Source organism: Wolbachia endosymbiont (group A) of Anomoia purmunda, from assembly GCF_947251545.1.
GTDB lineage: Bacteria > Pseudomonadota > Alphaproteobacteria > Rickettsiales > Anaplasmataceae > Wolbachia.
Window position 1 is genome coordinate 980,540 of record NZ_OX366362.1, and the last position, 17,997, is coordinate 998,536.

20 protein-coding genes, 1 tRNA gene and 1 pseudogene are annotated in these 17,997 nt (G+C 34.4%); 10 read left to right on the forward strand and 12 right to left on the reverse strand.

The genetic code is table 11. The annotated features are described in order from the left end of the window. The first annotated feature begins 26 nt into the window (after positions 1–26). From rpsD to OPR57_RS05180, 4 genes are all read left to right on the forward strand, one after another. Entirely contained in the window at positions 27–641 is a 615-nt protein-coding gene (rpsD, locus tag OPR57_RS05165; protein ID WP_265036110.1) for a 30S ribosomal protein S4, read from the forward strand. 9 nt (positions 642–650) lie between these two features. Beyond that, a tRNA-Leu gene (locus OPR57_RS05170) sits at positions 651–737 on the forward strand. Between the two features lie 30 nt (positions 738–767). Next, a complete protein-coding gene (gene iscX / locus OPR57_RS05175) occupies positions 768–968 on the forward strand; it encodes a Fe-S cluster assembly protein IscX (RefSeq protein WP_010962556.1) in 201 nt (66 codons plus the stop codon). 368 nt (positions 969–1,336) lie between these two features. Next, positions 1,337–2,533 (forward strand): IS4 family transposase, encoded by a 1,197-nt coding sequence (locus OPR57_RS05180; RefSeq protein WP_265037552.1) that lies wholly within the window; start codon positions 1,337–1,339, stop codon positions 2,531–2,533. Between the two features lie 177 nt (positions 2,534–2,710). Here OPR57_RS05180 and OPR57_RS05185 read toward each other — a convergent pair whose 3' ends face one another. The 3 genes from OPR57_RS05185 to OPR57_RS05195 form a co-directional block, all read right to left on the reverse strand. After that, complete coding sequence (locus OPR57_RS05185) at positions 2,711–3,808, reverse strand: Fic family protein (RefSeq protein WP_265036112.1); 1,098 nt, start codon at positions 3,806–3,808, stop codon at positions 2,711–2,713. Positions 3,809–3,892: 84 nt separating this feature from the next. Further along, positions 3,893–5,125 carry a hypothetical protein gene (locus OPR57_RS05190; protein WP_265036114.1) on the reverse strand — a complete coding sequence of 411 codons (1,233 nt, stop codon included), beginning with the start codon at positions 5,123–5,125 and terminating at the stop codon, positions 3,893–3,895. A 116-nt stretch (positions 5,126–5,241) separates the two neighbouring features. Further along, the gene (locus tag OPR57_RS05195) at positions 5,242–6,108 is read right to left on the reverse strand and encodes an ankyrin repeat domain-containing protein (RefSeq protein WP_265036116.1); all 867 of its coding nucleotides are present in this window, start codon (positions 6,106–6,108) and stop codon (positions 5,242–5,244) included. A gap of 107 nt (positions 6,109–6,215) precedes the next feature. On the opposite strand from OPR57_RS05195, the gene OPR57_RS05200 reads away from it, so the two are divergent. Then, positions 6,216–6,338 (forward strand): hypothetical protein, encoded by a 123-nt coding sequence (locus tag OPR57_RS05200; protein WP_265036118.1) that lies wholly within the window; start codon positions 6,216–6,218, stop codon positions 6,336–6,338. A 32-nt stretch (positions 6,339–6,370) separates the two neighbouring features. Here OPR57_RS05200 and OPR57_RS05205 read toward each other — a convergent pair whose 3' ends face one another. The 3 genes from OPR57_RS05205 to OPR57_RS05215 form a co-directional block, all read right to left on the reverse strand. After that, positions 6,371–6,613 (reverse strand): hypothetical protein, encoded by a 243-nt coding sequence (locus OPR57_RS05205; protein ID WP_265036120.1) that lies wholly within the window; start codon positions 6,611–6,613, stop codon positions 6,371–6,373. A 548-nt stretch (positions 6,614–7,161) separates the two neighbouring features. Further along, entirely contained in the window at positions 7,162–7,710 is a 549-nt protein-coding gene (pth, locus tag OPR57_RS05210) for an aminoacyl-tRNA hydrolase (RefSeq protein ID WP_265036122.1), read from the reverse strand. After that, positions 7,710–8,321: a 50S ribosomal protein L25/general stress protein Ctc gene (locus OPR57_RS05215; protein WP_265036124.1), complete on the reverse strand. Its 612-nt coding sequence runs from the start codon at positions 8,319–8,321 to the stop codon at positions 7,710–7,712. Before OPR57_RS05215 ends, pth begins: the two co-directional genes overlap by 1 nt. Before the next feature lie 145 nt (positions 8,322–8,466). On the opposite strand from OPR57_RS05215, the gene OPR57_RS05220 reads away from it, so the two are divergent. Beyond that, positions 8,467–8,766 (forward strand): ETC complex I subunit, encoded by a 300-nt coding sequence (locus OPR57_RS05220; RefSeq protein ID WP_265036128.1) that lies wholly within the window; start codon positions 8,467–8,469, stop codon positions 8,764–8,766. 131 nt (positions 8,767–8,897) lie between these two features. Continuing rightward, positions 8,898–9,065, forward strand: a complete 168-nt coding sequence (locus OPR57_RS05225; protein WP_265036130.1) for a hypothetical protein — start codon at positions 8,898–8,900, stop codon at positions 9,063–9,065. A 2-nt stretch (positions 9,066–9,067) separates the two neighbouring features. Here the strand turns inward: OPR57_RS05225 and ftsL are convergent, their stop codons facing one another. Both ftsL and rsmH read right to left on the reverse strand, forming a co-directional pair. After that, on the reverse strand, positions 9,068–9,379 hold the full coding sequence (ftsL, locus tag OPR57_RS05230) for a cell division protein FtsL (protein ID WP_265036132.1): 312 nt from the start codon (positions 9,377–9,379) through the stop codon (positions 9,068–9,070). Next, positions 9,376–10,320: a 16S rRNA (cytosine(1402)-N(4))-methyltransferase RsmH gene (rsmH, locus tag OPR57_RS05235; RefSeq protein ID WP_265036134.1), complete on the reverse strand. Its 945-nt coding sequence runs from the start codon at positions 10,318–10,320 to the stop codon at positions 9,376–9,378. Before rsmH ends, ftsL begins: the two co-directional genes overlap by 4 nt. 220 nt (positions 10,321–10,540) lie before the next feature. Between rsmH and OPR57_RS05240 the strand changes: the two are divergent. After that, positions 10,541–11,536 (forward strand): annotated as a pseudogene (locus tag OPR57_RS05240) (MFS transporter); the annotation flags it as partial. Between the two features lie 13 nt (positions 11,537–11,549). Here the strand turns inward: OPR57_RS05240 and OPR57_RS05250 are convergent. Beyond that, on the reverse strand, positions 11,550–12,746 hold the full coding sequence (locus OPR57_RS05250; RefSeq protein WP_265037552.1) for an IS4 family transposase: 1,197 nt from the start codon (positions 12,744–12,746) through the stop codon (positions 11,550–11,552). 282 nt (positions 12,747–13,028) lie between these two features. Between OPR57_RS05250 and OPR57_RS05255 the strand changes: the two genes are divergently transcribed. Together OPR57_RS05255 and gatC are read left to right on the forward strand one after the other, a co-directional pair. Beyond that, positions 13,029–13,955 (forward strand): ribose-phosphate diphosphokinase, encoded by a 927-nt coding sequence (locus OPR57_RS05255; RefSeq protein ID WP_265036138.1) that lies wholly within the window; start codon positions 13,029–13,031, stop codon positions 13,953–13,955. Then, positions 13,945–14,298 carry an Asp-tRNA(Asn)/Glu-tRNA(Gln) amidotransferase subunit GatC gene (gene gatC / locus OPR57_RS05260; protein WP_265036141.1) on the forward strand — a complete coding sequence of 118 codons (354 nt, stop codon included), beginning with the start codon at positions 13,945–13,947 and terminating at the stop codon, positions 14,296–14,298. The genes OPR57_RS05255 and gatC overlap by 11 nt, the downstream gene beginning before the upstream one ends. A gap of 311 nt (positions 14,299–14,609) precedes the next feature. On the opposite strand, the gene OPR57_RS05265 is transcribed toward gatC, so the two are convergent. The 3 genes from OPR57_RS05265 to OPR57_RS05275 form a co-directional block, all read right to left on the reverse strand. Continuing rightward, on the reverse strand, positions 14,610–15,872 hold the full coding sequence (locus OPR57_RS05265) for a Tol-Pal system protein TolB (protein ID WP_265037565.1): 1,263 nt from the start codon (positions 15,870–15,872) through the stop codon (positions 14,610–14,612). Positions 15,873–15,895: 23 nt separating this feature from the next. Then, complete coding sequence (locus OPR57_RS05270) at positions 15,896–16,231, reverse strand: hypothetical protein (RefSeq protein WP_265036142.1); 336 nt, start codon at positions 16,229–16,231, stop codon at positions 15,896–15,898. 119 nt (positions 16,232–16,350) lie between these two features. Further along, positions 16,351–17,985 carry a ribonuclease J gene (locus OPR57_RS05275; protein WP_265036144.1) on the reverse strand — a complete coding sequence of 545 codons (1,635 nt, stop codon included), beginning with the start codon at positions 17,983–17,985 and terminating at the stop codon, positions 16,351–16,353. Positions 17,986–17,997: the final 12 nt, after the last annotated feature.

Below are 17,997 nucleotides of genomic sequence, written 5' to 3' on the forward strand. Positions count from 1 at the left end.
TAAAGTTAAATCGTGAGAGTTTTTATATGACAACTGTTATCACTAGAAAGTATAGGATTAGCCGTAGACTTGGTGTAAATTTATGGGGTAGAGCTAAAGACCCAGTAAACAAAAGGAAATACCCTCCAGGTCAACATGGTATTCTTGGATTCAAGAAGTTATCCGACTTTGGTAAGCAGTTTGCTGCGCATAAGAAATTTAAGTTTTACTATGCGATTTCAAGTAAGCAGCTCAGACGTACATTTTTAGATGCTTATAACAGAAAGGGTTATACGGCTGATAATTTTATCGGTATCTTAGAATCGAGATTAAGTTCTGTTTTATACCACTCTGGTCTTGTTCCAACAATTTACTCAGCAAAGCAGCTCATATCTCACAAGCACGTTACAGTTAATGATAAGGTGGTTAACATATCGAGTTATCGAGTGAAGCCAGGTGATATAATAAAAATAAGAGAAAGGGCAGGAAAAATTCCTGTAGTAGTAGAGGCTGAACAAAAACAAGAGCGCAAGGCTCCGGATTATTTAGAAGCAGATAGTAAAGAGCATTCAGTGAAGTATTTGAGGTCACCTCAATATTCTGAGGTTCCTTATTCAGCAGACATGGAAGTCAATTTAGTAGTAGAGTTTTACTCTAGATAGATAAAAAAAGCCCGTGTGGCGGAATCGGTAGACGCAGCGGACTTAAAATCCGTGGGTTTTGCGACCTTGGGAGTTCAAGTCTCCCCATGGGCACCAATTTAACTTAGCAGATAAATACAAAAAAGTATGAAATGGCTTGATATAGAAGATATTGTAGAAGCTCTGGAAGAAAAATTTCCAGATGAGAATATAATTAGTATCAGATTCACTGAGCTTAAAAAAAAGGTTTTGAGTTTAGAGGAATTTGATGATGATGAAAAACGCTGTAACGAAAAAATACTCGAAGCTATTCAAGCAGCTTGGATTGAGGAAAGATTAACCGCATAGCAATAAACCATACGCAAACGTGATTTCTATTACAATTTGCATATTGATTATGCTATTTTTTGGATCTAGCCTGGCAAGTTAATAATAATTTAACCAATTAAAATTAAAACAGCTATAAGGTTAATTATGAGGCAAAACAAAAATTTTTGAATGGGACGACTTACTTGACAAGTGCTACGTTGAAATAAGTTTTACATAAAAATACTGCTTTTACGGTGTGAGGCTAGAGGGTAGAGTCTTCGTAAAGCAGTTAGAAGGTTGTCATCCCCATACGCGTCAAGTTAAGGAAAAGTGTAAGTAAAATTGATAGAGTGAAGGAAAAGAATAAGGTATAAGTTCTCTTGGATATGTGAATGAGAGAACTTACAATGGACAGAATAGCTTGCTTATCAAAAGACCTCAATGAATTCTTTAATGAAAAAGCAGACGAAATATCAATTGCAGTAGGTTTTATAAAAAGAAAGAGAAAACTTAATGGCTCATCATTCATAAAAGCTATGGTTTTTGGTAACATAGGAGTTGGTGATTGCAGCATAGAAACAATGTGCCAATTGCTAAATGAAGACTCGATAGAAATTACAAAACAGGGTTTGGATTATATTAGCCTGCCCAGTAGCATGGAAGATATGTACAAAGGATATGGGAGTAGCTATAGAGATTGTGAGAGTAATACCAAATCAGGAATAAAGCTGCAGTTAGTCTTTGATTACCTGAACCAAGCGCTAGATAAGTTAAATTTAATAGAAGGAATAAGGTCGGATCAAGGTTATAGGGATTATCTGAACGGTTTATCAGCCAATGATTTGCTAATATTTGATTTGGGCTACTTTGTGCCTAGTTCTTTTAAACAGATTGATGAAGCAGGTGCATATTTTGTTAGTCGTTATAAGTCTGATACCAATATATATGATATAGAAACAAATCAAAAAATAGAGTTGTTGGAATGTTTAGAAGGTCAATCCCTTCTAGAGATGGAAGTGCTATTAGGAAAAGAAGTAAAAATTAAAGTGAGAATTATATGTCAAAAATTAACTGAAGAACAGTCTATAATTAGAAGAAGAAGGGCTAATAAGTTAGCAAAATCACATGGATATACATCTTCTCAAAAGAATCAAAAATTGCTGGATTGGTCGATATTCATAACTAACGTTCCAGAGAGTAAAATCAGCGCTGAACAAGTATTAACAGTTTACAGGGTAAGATGGCAGATTGAATTATTATTTAAATTGTATAAGAGTCACATCAGGCTTGACGAACTTAAAGGAAAACCATACAGAGTATTATGTGAACTATACGCTAAATTGTGCGCAATTCTTATATTTCATGGAATAGTTGGTTGTATAAAACTGAAAGAGAATACAGAGCTGAGTTTAACAAAGGCATTCATTGAATTAAAAAGAAGGATTAGGGAGTTGTTTTTAGCGTTAAGCAGTAAAATTAATAATTTGAGAATTTTCCTGAAAAAACTTACCACAGACTGGTCACAATTTTCTGTGAAAGATAGATATAGAAAAACTAGAGTATCCACCTTAAGTTCATTGAATTTTCTTACCCTTGCTTCTTAACTTGACGCGTATGTTACAATAAACGGTGTCATCCGAGTAGCTTGACTACTTGGATCCAGAAAAATTGACTGTAAACAGGTACACTATACAACATTTTCGATCAAAAGCTGGATTCCAGACTGGAATGATACCACCTGCAAATTGCAATGTTCGTACAATTGTGTATTAAGAGAGAGCTTATTGTTCAAGAAGTTCTAGATAAGCCTCAAATCTATAAAGTTTATTACGCTTTTTGTTGTTGCTATCTTTCACTAATATTTTGGCTTCAACAAATTGTAGGATTAGATTATTTACTGTATTGTAAGTTTTATTTAATCTTTTGCTTAATTCTTTAATACTTATAACTGGAAGTTGAAAAAGTATATTCAATGTTTGCAATGCTGTATCACGGATCTTGAAGAAGCATTGATTTACTTGAATTATGTTTACTAAGTCCCTTTCCAACCTTTCAATGCTCTTAGCTCTACAATAAGCATCAAAGCTACTATCTTTTATAGCATTTAAGTAATACTCGATCCACCCCTCAAAGTCACCATGAGTTCTTATTCTGTCTAAACATCTATAATAATCAAAGTGGTTCTTTTTAAAATAGTAGGATGGATAAAGTATTGGAGTTGATAATAAGTTGTAATGAATTAGTAGTATTACAATTAAAAGTCTTCCTATTCTTCCATTACCATCTATAAATGGGTGAATAATTTCAAATTGTGCATGCACTAGCCCTACCTTTATAAGTGGAGGCAATTTGTTATCAGTGTTAACATAGTTTTCTAAGTCGTTCATTAGATTGACTACTTCAGGTGCAGGGGCTGCAATGAGATCACCAACACGTACAGAATCTGCACGATATTCACCACCACCTTCATTAGATTGCATTAATTCTTTATGAGCAGTTAAGATGGTTTGTGCTATTGTTGAATGTTTTGCTGTACTGAGCGCCATCTCAAGTGATTTTGTATAATTCATAACTAATTGGGTTTGCTTGTTAGGTTTTGTTGATGATACTCTTTGAGTAAAAACATCAAGTAAAGTTGTGTGTACACCTTCAATTGCGGAAGAAAGTAGTGCTTCTTTTACAATATATGCCTTAATAAACCTTTCTGCATTTGGTAAACACTCAGCCATTTCGTTCAATTGACCAAGCTTTATCATTGTTTCACCGTAAAGAACAGCAATATTTTCACTAAAACTAAAAAGAGGATCTTTCGGTGGTAATGGATAAGGGACAAAGTGTGCTAACTTATCTATATAATGGTAATATCCACTTTCACGCATTGTTTCAATATACAGACCCAAATTGAAACAACTATACAAAATCCTGCTTATGTTTCAAGATAAATGACTTTAATGAAATATAATTTACCTTACCACTTCGTTTTGATTCTCCAGTTCAACATAGGATAAATTACTCATACATTCTCCTAGTATTTCCTCCTTTTTATCATTATCTAGTCCACTGCTAAACCCCTGACACTTTTTCTCAAGAGCTAAGCGTGTAGCTATGATATATCTTACTGTTTCAGGGGATAACTCCGGCAACTCATGACGAATCTTTTCCTGCTCTTCTTCAGAGAAATTGCCAAGGTTTTCCCTGGCCGTTTCAGAAAATTTTTGAGTAATCGTTTCTTTTATCATTCCACCAACTTCCTGTTTATTTAGTGTAATAACTACCGATGGATGCAAGCCAGATAAAGACTCAACCATTTTATTATATGTTCCACCGGCACAACTTTGACCGCGATTACCATAAGTTGTTGCTGCATCTATAAGACCTTTAATAAACATATCCTTTCTGTTTTTTATGTCCTCATCACTTAAAGGAATTTTTGGGTCTATCGTTCCTGTGTTTCTATCGTTGCAAGCTTTCCAACACAAAATAGCTGTTTGTTTTAGTGTTAATTTGCTATAATTATCTTTAAAACTATCTCCTGTTGTTTTATTAATAAACTCCAAGCATTTAAGTGCATGAGATTTTTCATCTTCTGTAAATTCGCTTGACTGCCTAATATACTCTTCAACTTCAGTTGTATTTCCTCTATTTAGTTGTGTATAGAATTCATCCTTACTTAGGTTCTCCTTATATTTTTCTATGAGTCTATCAACACTTAAATTTATACTAGAAACTGCACTTGGATCATGAGTAGTTTGCGCAACAAAAGGAAGAACATTAACTAAATCGTGCATGAGAAACTGCCTTTCTTCTTCTGGAGCTTCTTGTATAAAATTAAAAATCTGCCGTATCTCTTCAATGAGTACTTGGTTTAGCAAACTTAAGAATAATATAGGCAGCACTAAAAGTATACAGGAAATAATAATCCATACGGCTAAAACAGCTTGCAATATTACCCTAATGATATTTTTTGGCCAGGCCGATAATCTTGTTTCATTTTCTTCTGGTTTTAAAAAATAATCTACTAACCAATAATACAAAAAGAACTGTATAAGAAGAAAAAGTGGGGGAATTGTGCTTATCAGTAAAAGTATGTTAATGAATTTTTTGATTCTACCAGTATTGTTATAAGCGTTTCGTACTCTCTCTATTATGGTGTTTGCTCTATTTTGCTGTTGATTATTATCTGCACCTGCTAACATATTATATTTTCTCTAAAGCACCAGATTTAGTATATTAGAATATTAAAATTATATCAATAAAAAATTTGTGAACTACTATAGCTCTCTGTGATTTACTGATCGCTTTATAAAAAGCTTTATACTTTTTGCTTAATTGGAGGTGCTAACTCTGCACTTTCTGCTCTGTCTAGGGTACTACTTGGTTTTTTTGCAGTAATTTTTTGAGTGCTACCATCTACCTTATTCTCGATATCTGCTCCATATGATCTTAATACTTCAATAGCTTTCTCGTTTCCACTATTCAGCGCAATATCCAAAGCATCCATTCCATCATTATTTTTGTGGTTGATAAAATTCTCTAACTCAAAGATTTTTATATATTGCTCAATGATGAATTCTACCACTTTTCCAGGGCAATTATTAGCGGCAGGAAAGAGTACTGTATTGTTATTATTGTCTTTCTTTGTTACATCTACTTTGAGCTTGTCTATCAAATACTTGATAATTTCTATTCTGCTATCATCTTCTGCTTCAGTGCACTGCCTAGCAGCTAAAAACAGAGCTGTTCGCCCATTATTGTCCACATCTTCAATATCTTGTCCCTTATCAATTAAGGCTTGTATTATATTTTTATTCCCATACAAAGCAGCAAAGTGAAGAGGAGTATACCCTTCGGTACTTTCTCTTTCATTAATCAATGCACCATGGCTAGCTAGTAATTCTATAAATTCTGGCGTATTTGGAAAAACTGCAAAGTGCATTGGTGTTAGATCATCTTTACCATGATTTTGAGTTTTTGCATTAACGTTTGCTCCATTTTTTATCAGCAATTTTGCTATTTCTAATTGTTTGCGTCCGATGGCAATATGCAGTGGCGTACGATTGCGTTCATAATGATCATTGACGTTTGTGCCACACTTTATTAGTAGTTCTGCAGCTTCAATATTACCTTCCTGAATTGCAACATATAAGGAAGCATATCCATCTTTTGTTTCCTCTGTCATACGAAATTGCAAACATGTTAGTTCATATATTATTAAGGATTATTATTAAGTTTTTATTAATACAATATTAATAATAATTAAGATTTTAACCGCGATTAGAGAAATTTATGTTTATCGACAATTTTGTAAACAGCAAACCCGTCATTCCGCCACGAACCGTCACGGTATCTCATCAGCTAACAAGCAGCGGGATGACGGTTGTCAGGCTAGCTGTCATCCCAGTGCCTTGACTACTGAAATCTAGATTCACCTTATGATAGTGTCATCCCAGTGCCCAGACACTGGGATCCAGGAAAGTTTGCTTGTAAGCAAGCAAACTAGCACAGAAAGTGGTTACAACATTTTCGATGAGATTATATGGAAAACTGGATCCCAGTGTCAAGCACTGGGATGACAAGGTATAAACCTTATCTTCATGCCGCCACGAACCTTCATACCACGATTCATTCGCGGTATCTCTAGATCCCGCTAACAAGTAGCGGGATGACGGTTGTCGTTTAGCCATAAATATTTAAGAAATTTACCAAATGAAAAAAAAGGCAAAAGAAGCCCCATGGTTAACTAGTTATTTATATGTACTTCAAAATATTGGCGTTTTTTATTCTAAACGCTCCGATTCAGCCGCTTTTAAATGCGACTAACCTAAATTATAAACGTTAAGAAATTTACTAAGTGGAAAAAAAGGCAAAGAAACCCTAGGGTAGCTAGTATTGAAATTCTCCCTTGTCTATTTGACGTCTTTTACTGTCTTAAACGCTTTATAAGCGCGTTTCGGCTTGTATAGGTAGAAACCTAAAAGTTTTATAAAGACATGAGGTGCACATAGTGCAAAAAATTAAGCATGATTTACGCCAAATACATTAAGTTTTTTTGTCATTAATCCACTGCAGAGATTGCGAAGATAAATAAATAGCTTCAGTTTCATGATAAGGGGGCTGGCGAAGGGTGTCAAGTAAGTTTTTCGTTTCTACTGAATGACAATTGTGGCTTGGGAGGTGATGCAAGAAATCTGTTATTTTAATTGTGTGAAATTTAGTTTTGTGTTTCGTAATATTATACAATCAAATTGATAAAAGCTGTATTATCTCCTTGCAGCATTAAGTGTATATTTTTTGCTATTTTTTCCACTAAGGGAGTAACATTATCAAAATTTGAAAATTTTGATAACACATAATCTGCTAAGCTTCTTTGATCTTCAGGTCTACCCACTCCAAATCTCAAGCGCCAATAATCGTTGCCAATAAAACTATCTATGGATTTAAGTCCATTATGTCCAGCAGAGCTACCACCTTTCTTTATTTTTATTTTTTCAAGTTCCAAATCGGCGTCATCGTGTATGACAACGATATTATCTAGCGATAATTTGTAAAAGTTTCGTATTTTTGCAACAGGGATGCCTGAATTATTCATAAATGAATAAGGCTTTATTAACATGATTTTATTATCATTAATTATGCCAGAGGTTATTAGATAATCGGCTTTTTTAGAGAACGACTGGAAATTCCAATATTTGCAAATTGTATCAACTACGATGAAGCCGATATTATGATAAGTTAACTCATATTGACCACCAGGGTTACCAAGCCCAATTATCAGGTGCACTATTCCTCTGTTTCTGCTTGAGGTTCTTCAACCTCACTATCGGCAGCAGAAATTGTAACAATGGTAAAATTTTCTTCTTCATGAGCTACAAACTTAACACCTTCTGGTAATTTTACATCATTAATATGTATAGACTGGCCAATCATTTTACCGGATAAATCAACTTCAATAACCTGAGGTATTTTATCAGGAGAGCATTTAACAGCAATAGAACGACACAAAACATTAAGCACTCCACCTAACTTGATCCCTGGGGCTTTACTTTCATTCACAAATGATAGAGGTATGTCTATTTTAATTTCGCTGCCTTTATCAACAAACTGAAAATCAACATGTTGCACAGTATCCTTTACTACATGCAATTGGATATCACGAACAAGAGCATATTCCTTTTTGCCCGAAATATTCAGCTCTATCAAATGTGCAGAAAGAGAGCCTGATTTATATTGCTTCGTGAATTCCTTTGCAGACAATGTCAAATTTACATTATCATGGCCTTTTCCATATATGATTCCAGGGATGTTTCCTTTCTTCCTTAGAGAATGCATCGCTTTTGTTTTTGTTATATCACGTAACTCTGCATTAATTGTTACTATTTCCTGTTGCGTCATCGGTTACTCCTATTCAGCTAATCTTTTTAATATAATTTAATAATAATATAACATAAAAATATTTATTTCAAACTTCATTCTTTCATATTAATTGTTTGTGAAAGGATTTGTTTAGATATATATTTAAGCTTATTTAACAAGAACTATGGGCATTGACGATAAAGTAGTTTTTAGGATTTATAGACCAACAAGAACTGCAACACAATCTGGTTTAGGTAATACAAATTTCTGGCACCTGAAAATTGAATCTGGCTCTTACTACATTGAACCTTTAATGGGGTGGGTTGGCTCAAAAGATCCAAAAAAACAGATTGTATTAAAGTTTGATTCTCTTGAAAAAGCAGTATTCTACGCAAAAAAACGTAACGTTAAATACATAATTGAAATGCCAAAAAATGTTAAGAGGCTGCCAAAATCTTACGCAAGCAATTTCATACTAGAGTAAGTTGCACAACAAATGGTGTTATGCAAGTAGCTGACACTGCTCTCCTTTGTCATCCCAGTGCCCAGACACTGGGATCCAGGAATTTTATTAAGTTGGTAAGCATAAAAATAGCTGTTTTACGTTAAAATACAATGTTTTTGATGATTATGGAAAGGATGGATCCCAGTGTCAAGCACTGGGATGACACCATTTGTTGTAAACTCACTTTTACTCTATGGTTATACTACCTTGCCGCTATCCTGAACGGATACAAAGTAAGTTTTATTGTGATGTGCTCATCTGTAAAAAATAAGACTTAATCTCACTGTTGATCATGGATTTTAAGTTGTGTTAACACACTGCGGCCATTTAAAGAGTCAAGATTTTTAACCTGACTAGCCAGTATTAATGAGTTATTTTTCAGGTATTTCTTTACAAGGCTTGCAAGTCTTTTTGGATTATTCAAATAGCTCCACTCTGCTTGTAAAACTTTTATATCACTTTGTACTAAATTAATTTCACTTTTTATTTTTATTAGCTCTCTATTTAACGACTGAACATGTAATTTTACCTTAAATAGTCCTACAATGCTAAGAAAAAACATAACTATTGAGATGATGCAGAAAGTTCTCACGACAACCTCTGTATAGCTCTTAGTTTTGCTGAGCGTGAACGCGGATTTGCACTTACTTCTTCTATACTTGCTTCAATCACTTTTTTATTTAGAAGAGAGAATGTCTTGCAATCAGTAGCACATAAATCTTTAAAAAAAGTTTTGACTATACGATCTTCTAAGGAATGAAAGGTGACGACAATTAATTTGCCATTCTCACTTAAAATCTCAGATGCAGCTTTAATGCCCTTTTCAAGTTCTCCCAGCTCATCGTTTACCCATATTCTGATTGCCTGAAATGTTCTGGTTGCAGGATCAATTTTGCTTTTTCCACGAAATACCACGGAACGTACAATATCCGCAAGCTCAAATGTAGTTTTGATAGTTTTTTTCTTCCGTGCACTTACTATTGCTCTTGCGATTTTGCGAGAATGACGTTCTCCTCCGTAGTTATATATAGTATTTGCGATTTCTTCTTCGCGTAAAGCGTTAACAAACGTTGAAGCGTTTATATAAGAAGAGTTATCCATGCTCATATTGAGTGGACCATCATGTAAAAATGAGAACCCTCTATCTCCGTTATCAAGCTGCATAGATGAAACTCCGATGTCAAAAACCACTCCATCCACTCCGTTTGATGTCATTCCAGCACGTGACCAGTTATTTTTTCCAGTATCAAGTACTGGGATGACAGGAGATGGCTCAACGCTGCTTAGTATACTTTTAATATTACTAAACTTCTCAATGAATAGTTTTATTCTATCTGGATATCTAACGCTTAAATCATCATAAAACTTAGTTACCGTTTCATCTCTATCAATTGCATATACTTTGCAATCAGCTGACTCCAATATTGCTTTGCTATACCCTCCAGCTCCAAATGTGGCGTCTACGTATATGCCACCATCCTGCGGTGATAGTAGTGATAGCATCTCTTTTAACAAAACTGGAGTGTGTGTCATAGTGCTCCATCAAGAGACTCTGTGCATACAAATAAAAATAACTTCCCACTAAAACATATGGAAGTATATAGGCAATAATATAAAAACACTTGAATATAGTCAATGATATAAAAATATTAAGATTTAATAAGATGCTATTATTAATATGATGTTCAAATTTTTCTATTATATAAAAAAAAGTAATGTATATTACTAAATACTAAACAGACTATAGAAAATTATGCAGCAAATAACAAAAGTAATATTTTCAAGTTTGATTTGTAACACTTTATTGTGGTATGACCACATGCTTTTTGGCCACTTAATAAACATAATAGGTGGTGTGTTTTTTCCATCGGATGATCAACTAACCAGCGTATTGAAGGCTTTTGGAGTGTTTGCAGTGGGTTTCTTAATGAGACCAATCGGCGCTGCTATATTTGGTCACATTGGTGATAAGCATGGCAGAAGAGTTGCCTTATTGCTCTCGATTATATTAATGACTTTATCAACCGTATTAATTGCTTTTGTTCCAGGTTATCAAAGCATTGGAATACTAGCGTCAATGCTGGTAGTGTGTTTAAGATTATTGCAGGGTATATCCCTTGGGGGAGAAGCAGGAAATGCACCATTTTTAATAGAACACGCTCCTAAAAACAAAAAAGGATTTTTTGGCAGCATTGAAGTATTAAGCGCAATTTTTGGTTCAGTATTAAGCCTGATAGCGTTACTCATATGCAAAAAAGTATCTGATTTTGAATCTTGGGGGTGGAGATTACCTTTCATTTTCAGTTTAGCAATGGGATTAATTAGCATATATATGAGATATATACTTGATGAAAGCCCAGAGTATAAAAGACAGAAAAATCCATCTAAATTGCCATTAAAAGAGTTATTAAACAATTAGAAAAAGCCTGTTCTAATATCAATAGGTATTGACTTGGTTGAAAATGCGTCTCTCTATATATATTTGGTATTTTTCAATGTGCTTACGAATAAAATATTAACAGTAAATACTCATTTTAATCATATAGTGGAAATACTGAATCAAATTGCACTTGGAGGATTGACAATATTGTTTGCAATACTTTCTGATAAGGTAGGAAGAAAAAAAGTTATGAAGTTTGCATTTATAGCTTTTGTAATAGTGAGTTATCCAGTTTTCTCAATGTTATGTAGTGGCAATTACTTGCTGGCACACATTCTTTTTATAATTCCAATAGCTGCATCGCTTGGCCATACGCGTCAAGTTAAGAAGCAAGGGTAAGAAAATTCAATGAACTTAAGGTGGATACTCTAGTTTTTCTATATCTATCTTTCACAGAAAATTGTGACCAGTCTGTGGTAAGTTTTTTCAGGAAAATTCTCAAATTATTAATTTTACTGCTTAACGCTAAAAACAACTCCCTAATCCTTCTTTTTAATTCAATGAATGCCTTTGTTAAACTCAGCTCTGTATTCTCTTTCAGTTTTATACAACCAACTATTCCATGAAATATAAGAATTGCGCACAATTTAGCGTATAGTTCACATAATACTCTGTATGGTTTTCCTTTAAGTTCGTCAAGCCTGATGTGACTCTTATACAATTTAAATAATAATTCAATCTGCCATCTTACCCTGTAAACTGTTAATACTTGTTCAGCGCTGATTTTACTCTCTGGAACGTTAGTTATGAATATCGACCAATCCAGCAATTTTTGATTCTTTTGAGAAGATGTATATCCATGTGATTTTGCTAACTTATTAGCCCTTCTTCTTCTAATTATAGACTGTTCTTCAGTTAATTTTTGACATATAATTCTCACTTTAATTTTTACTTCTTTTCCTAATAGCACTTCCATCTCTAGAAGGGATTGACCTTCTAAACATTCCAACAACTCTATTTTTTGATTTGTTTCTATATCATATATATTGGTATCAGACTTATAACGACTAACAAAATATGCACCTGCTTCATCAATCTGTTTAAAAGAACTAGGCACAAAGTAGCCCAAATCAAATATTAGCAAATCATTGGCTGATAAACCGTTCAGATAATCCCTATAACCTTGATCCGACCTTATTCCTTCTATTAAATTTAACTTATCTAGCGCTTGGTTCAGGTAATCAAAGACTAACTGCAGCTTTATTCCTGATTTGGTATTACTCTCACAATCTCTATAGCTACTCCCATATCCTTTGTACATATCTTCCATGCTACTGGGCAGGCTAATATAATCCAAACCCTGTTTTGTAATTTCTATCGAGTCTTCATTTAGCAATTGGCACATTGTTTCTATGCTGCAATCACCAACTCCTATGTTACCAAAAACCATAGCTTTTATGAATGATGAGCCATTAAGTTTTCTCTTTCTTTTTATAAAACCTACTGCAATTGATATTTCGTCTGCTTTTTCATTAAAGAATTCATTGAGGTCTTTTGATAAGCAAGCTATTCTGTCCATTGTAAGTTCTCTCATTCACATATCCAAGAAGAACTTATACCTTATTCTTTTCCTTCACTCTATCAATTTTACTTACACTTTTCCTTAACTTGACGCGTATGGTTTATTGTAAGGACTTATCTCACATTTACTCTATGATTATCTTTTTAGAGCACTTTGTCTACCTATTTTGCCACTCTGCTGAACGGATATAACCTAAGTTACTTTAGCTATAGATAAAGAAACTTACATTTCAATTATTTCACAATTTCTGTATAATCTTAAAAACTCAATTAGTGCGTTATGAAGATAATAATAGGTAATGCTAGTAAGGAATTAGGGGAATCAGTAGTTAACCGGCTAGATGTTCAACCATCCTCTGCTTGGATATCAAAGTTTACCGATGGTGAGGTAAATGTAGAAGTAGCAAATGATCTATATAATCAAGAAGTATATATAATACAATCTCTTTCTCCCCCTGTGAATGATAATCTTATGGAGCTTCTGCTTATAATTGATGCAGTAAATAGATTAGGAGCCAAAAGGATAGTAGTAATTATTCCTTATTATGGATATAGCAGGCAAGATAGAATTATCAAGAACAATAATATGCAGTCTGCTTTAAGTGCCAAATTAGTTGCAAATCTTATTCAAACTGCAGGTGCAAGTAGTGTTGCAGTTATTGATTTGCACTCAAGTCAAATTGAAGGATTCTTTGATGTACCGATAACTAATTTGAACTGCTTTGAAGCATTTGTTGACTCTATACACACAGAAAATTTGGCAATTGTTGCACCTGATGTTGGAGCAATTGGCAGAGCACGTGCTTTTGCAAAGACTTTAGAGGAAAAGTATAAGATAGGGTTAAGTGATAAGATTATTGTAGTAGATAAATATAGGGAGAAAGCAGGCACATCTCAAGTAATGAACATAATAGGAGAAGTTGCAAATAAAAATTGTGTCATTGTTGATGATATAGTTGACTCTGGTGGAACATTGTGTAATGCAGCTCTTGCTTTAAAAGGCCACGGAGCAAAGTCCGTAATTTCATGCATCACACATGGCGTGCTTTCAGGAAGTGCAGTTGAGAAAATTTCTTCCTCTTCTTTAGATAAATTAGTGATTACGGATACCATACTTCACAAACTTGAAAAAACTGGTAAAATAGAAGTTGTTTCGGTCGCAGATATTTTAACTCACTTTATCCAAGGAGGTAAAGATGCCAGCTAAGTCAACAGAAGACGTTATTACTTCACTAATAGAATTTGCAAATAAGAGAAAAATAACAATTACCAAAGAAGAAATGCTTAAAATTGCACAGCTTGTAAGGATTAAGTTATCAAATGACGAGATTGATCACTACTCCAAAGAACTGACAATGCTGGATTGGATACATGATACTTTATTGCAAGTTAATACTGAAGGTGTTTCTCCTATGCGTTATGGCAGTATAGACAAGGACATTCATGTACGCGATGATGTTATAAATTCTCAAAACATTAAAAAAGAGATATTGTCCAATACAAAACCTGAGCATGGGTATTTCGTAGTGCCAAAGGTTATAAACGATTAAGGTAAAATAAGGCTCATATCAAACCTATAATAGATCGTATCTGTTCAGCAGAGTGGCAAAATAAGGTAACGAGAAAAGACAACTATAGGAACAAATGGGTGTCATTCCAGTGCTTGACACTGGAATCCAGTCCTTTTGCACAGTTCCATCAAAAACGTTGTAGAGGATTAACCGCTTTCGTGTTTACCAACTTAGTGCCCAATCTGGATCCCAGTGTCAAGCACTGGGATGACAAGAAAGGGAGCACTGGAATTTTTGTTTCAGTATTTGTACATTAGCCATGCATCTGAACAGATACAATAAATCTACTTTCAAAAATAAGACCAATCCGGTAAAGAAGCATTTGTGGGAGTGGAAACCATTTTTTGATTTTTCTTTACTAAGTCTACTAAATATAGTTTAGAGTTGCTTGGTGATTCTGTTCTTGTAAAAATGATTTCTCTGCCATTTGGTAGCCATGCCGGGGATTCAATTTTATGCCCCTCTGAAAGCAGACGTTCTTCTTTGCCATCTGGCTTCATAACTCCTATGTAAAATTTTCCTGACTGAATCTTTGTAAAAGCTATCAGATCTCCTTTTGGCGACCAAACAGGCGTAGCATATCTTCCACTTCCAACACTAATTCTTTTAGGTTTTTTACTTTTGTTAGTAAAATCGATAACGTACAGTTGCTGACTCCCACTTATATCAGAACTAAAAGCCATATACTTTTGATCTGGAGAAAAAGAGGGAGAAGTGCTTATAGCTGAACCTTTAGTAATTTTTTTTGTCCGTTTACTACTTAAATCCAAAGATAATATATTCGTTTCACCACCCAATGAGTGGGAAATTAAAAGAGATTTACCATCGGGAGAAAATCTTGGTGCAGAAACAACTCCTTCAAATGCGCTGATTATTGATTCAGTGTTATCTTTTAAATTTTTTAATATTATATAACTTTTACCATTTGCGTACGAGATATAAACAATACCCTTTCCATTTGGTAAGAATCTCGGTGTTGACACAAATCTATCGCCATTTGTTAAGTATTTTATATTACTTCCATCTTGATTCATCACAGCAATTTTACGCACAGATTTGTAGTTGCTATCTTTTTCTTCAGCAATATACGTGATTTTTGTGTTGAAGTGCCCTTTCTCACCAATCAATCTATCATGTATCACATCCGAAACGAGGTGACCAATTTTTCTCCAGTCTTTTGCTGGAAAAACAACTGACTGAGTAAGTAATTCTCTTTTTGTAAAAGTGTCAAATAAACGAAATGATAGCTCTAATGCACTACCAGATATTTCGCTTAAACTTACTGTGACTACAGTATCGCTTTTCCAAGATTTAGATTCAGCTTCCGCGCCACGTTTTACATTAAATAAGCCACAATTAGATAAATTTGTTCCTATTACCTTTGCAATATTTTCACTTAATTCCCTTTCCAACGCTGTTTTACATGTACATTTAGATACAGCAAGACCGATGTTACCAACACTGCTTTTTTTTATATCAACATATAAAGCAGCTTTTGTAAAATAAGGAATAAATAACAAAACAAGCAATATTAGTTGAACGAATAACTTCATTAGACTTCCTGCTTTGCTCTCTATCATCCCAGCAAACGTTTACTTTTGAAGGTAAACTGCACAACAAACGACGTCATGAAAGTAGCTGATACACAACTGTTCAAACTTCTCGTGTTACAGTAGGTGACATTAACCTCTGATGTCATCCCAGTGCTTGACACATAACTATACGAACATTGCAATTTGTAGGTGGCAGGTGGTGTCATTCCAGTGCTTGACACTGGAATCCAGTTTTCTGGCAATTTCATCGATAATGTTGTATAGTGCGCTTGTTTACAATCAATTTTGCTGGATCCCAGTGTCAAGCACTGGGATGACACCCCTACCGGCAGGGATTGCTCTAAAATCACAACGTTCATATAGTTGTGTGCTTGACACTGATTTTTTTTATGGATTCCAGTATTGCATGCTGAAATAACATCAAAGAATACATTGTTAACTTCTTACTCAAATAATGGTTAATAAAAGAGGTATATTTCTATACCTGTTCTATCTGAACCTCAATTATAGGTCTTTTTAGTAAATATTCCTTTAAGATACTCAATATTGAACTTTCAATCTTATTTTTAATTTTTTTTGTTGGTTGCAAACTAAACAACGACTCAACTTTCTTGACAATTTTCTGTATGATAGCTGCATCTTCTAGCACTTCAAAAACACCAGGTACAAATACTTTTGGTTTAGCAAGCAATTTATTTTTCTTGTTTACAACTGCTGTTACCACAATAACTCCAGCATCTCTCATTCTTTTACGCATTTTTATAACACTGCTCTCCGGATGACGTAGCAGCGTACCATCAATACCAAAGTAGTCAACATCAATTGAATCAACTTTTTCTCCGTTCTCCAAATTAACAATATCACCTGGTGCAATCATTATTGCTTTTGCCACACCGCACTCTTTAGCAAATTTTACATGTGCATGCGTGTGAATATATTCGCCGTGAACTGGAATAGACATCTTCGGTTTTATTAAAGAATACATTTCCTTTAGCTCTTCTCTTGTTGGATGCCCAGAAGCATGAACATGCTCTGTTTTTTCAGTAACAACTTCTACCCCCATCTCAATAAAGGCATTGAGCATGTTGTGCGCACGAGTTTCATTTCCAGGAATGATTTTTGACGAAAAGATCATGGTATCACCTTGCTGCATTTTAAATGCTTGATGACTCTTAGCAGCAAGTCTTGCGGTAGCTGCCAGTGGCTCACCTTGACAACCTGTGCAAAGTAGCACCAGTTCTTCCCTTGGAAAATTTACTGCTTCCTTTGCTTCAAGAAACTGAGGAGAATCAGTTAAATAACCACTATCTTGCGCAACTTTCACTATTCTCCATAAAGATCTACCAAGTAAAACTACTTTTCTATTTAGTGCTTTTGCAGCTTGGCTTATCGTTTCAATTCGTGCCACATTTGAAGCAAATAGCGAAACAGCAACTAATTTTTTAGACCGCTTTATTATGTTATAAATATTATTATAAATTTCACCTTCTGACTCAGGGTGATGCTTGCTTAATATATTGGTTGAATCGCAAATTGCTGCAAGCAGGTCACCTTTATCGCCAATTTCTTTTAGGAGCTCCATATTAGAAGTTAATCCAACAACAGGTTTTGGATCAAATTTCCAGTCTCCTGTATGGAGTGCACTACCCATTTCAGTGCTAATTAATATTGAATTTGCCTCAGGAATTGAATGAGTTACATTTATAAACTCGATGGTAAAAGGACCCAAATTTGTGCTGCCATTTATGTCCACCTCTTTCACAGGCACTATACCTTCCAATCGAAATTCTTTTAGTTTCTCTTTAAGAAAATTAACCGTAAATTTTGTTGTATATATGGAGCACTGCAACTCTTCCCACAAGTGGGGCACTGCACCGCAGTGATCCTCATGTGCATGTGTAATTATTATTCCAAGTAAATCTTTTTTTCTTTGAGCAATAAAATCTATATCAGCAATAAGCAGCTCAACACCTGGCATAGTTTCATCTGCAAAACCAACACCAAGGTCGATCATAATCCACTTACCTTGGTAATGATATAGGCTAACATTCATCCCGATTCTTCCTACTCCCCCAAGCGGAAGAAATAAAAACTCATTTTTGTTTATATTCATTAAATTTAAATT

What these genes read in the sequence shown, in the direction of transcription:
- OPR57_RS05195 (WP_265036116.1), bottom strand. Translation starts at nt 6,108, where the DNA reads ATGACAGAGGAAACAAAAGATGGATATGCTTCCTTATATGTTGCAATT.
- OPR57_RS05255 (WP_265036138.1), top strand. Translation starts at nt 13,029, where the DNA reads ATGAAGATAATAATAGGTAATGCTAGTAAGGAATTAGGGGAATCAGTA.
- rsmH (WP_265036134.1), bottom strand. Translation starts at nt 10,320, where the DNA reads ATGACACACACTCCAGTTTTGTTAAAAGAGATGCTATCACTACTATCA.
- OPR57_RS05205 (WP_265036120.1), bottom strand. Translation starts at nt 6,613, where the DNA reads ATGGCTAAACGACAACCGTCATCCCGCTACTTGTTAGCGGGATCTAGA.
- OPR57_RS05185 (WP_265036112.1), bottom strand. Translation starts at nt 3,808, where the DNA reads ATGCGTGAAAGTGGATATTACCATTATATAGATAAGTTAGCACACTTT.
- rpsD (WP_265036110.1), top strand. Translation starts at nt 27, where the DNA reads ATGACAACTGTTATCACTAGAAAGTATAGGATTAGCCGTAGACTTGGT.
- OPR57_RS05225 (WP_265036130.1), top strand. Translation starts at nt 8,898, where the DNA reads ATGTTTTTGATGATTATGGAAAGGATGGATCCCAGTGTCAAGCACTGG.
- OPR57_RS05220 (WP_265036128.1), top strand. Translation starts at nt 8,467, where the DNA reads ATGGGCATTGACGATAAAGTAGTTTTTAGGATTTATAGACCAACAAGA.
- OPR57_RS05215 (WP_265036124.1), bottom strand. Translation starts at nt 8,321, where the DNA reads ATGACGCAACAGGAAATAGTAACAATTAATGCAGAGTTACGTGATATA.
- OPR57_RS05265 (WP_265037565.1), bottom strand. Translation starts at nt 15,872, where the DNA reads ATGAAGTTATTCGTTCAACTAATATTGCTTGTTTTGTTATTTATTCCT.
- OPR57_RS05270 (WP_265036142.1), bottom strand. Translation starts at nt 16,231, where the DNA reads ATGAACGTTGTGATTTTAGAGCAATCCCTGCCGGTAGGGGTGTCATCC.
- OPR57_RS05275 (WP_265036144.1), bottom strand. Translation starts at nt 17,985, where the DNA reads ATGAATATAAACAAAAATGAGTTTTTATTTCTTCCGCTTGGGGGAGTA.
- gatC (WP_265036141.1), top strand. Translation starts at nt 13,945, where the DNA reads ATGCCAGCTAAGTCAACAGAAGACGTTATTACTTCACTAATAGAATTT.
- OPR57_RS05190 (WP_265036114.1), bottom strand. Translation starts at nt 5,125, where the DNA reads ATGTTAGCAGGTGCAGATAATAATCAACAGCAAAATAGAGCAAACACC.
- OPR57_RS05250 (WP_265037552.1), bottom strand. Translation starts at nt 12,746, where the DNA reads ATGGACAGAATAGCTTGCTTATCAAAAGACCTCAATGAATTCTTTAAT.
- OPR57_RS05200 (WP_265036118.1), top strand. Translation starts at nt 6,216, where the DNA reads ATGTTTATCGACAATTTTGTAAACAGCAAACCCGTCATTCCGCCACGA.
- OPR57_RS05180 (WP_265037552.1), top strand. Translation starts at nt 1,337, where the DNA reads ATGGACAGAATAGCTTGCTTATCAAAAGACCTCAATGAATTCTTTAAT.
- iscX (WP_010962556.1), top strand. Translation starts at nt 768, where the DNA reads ATGAAATGGCTTGATATAGAAGATATTGTAGAAGCTCTGGAAGAAAAA.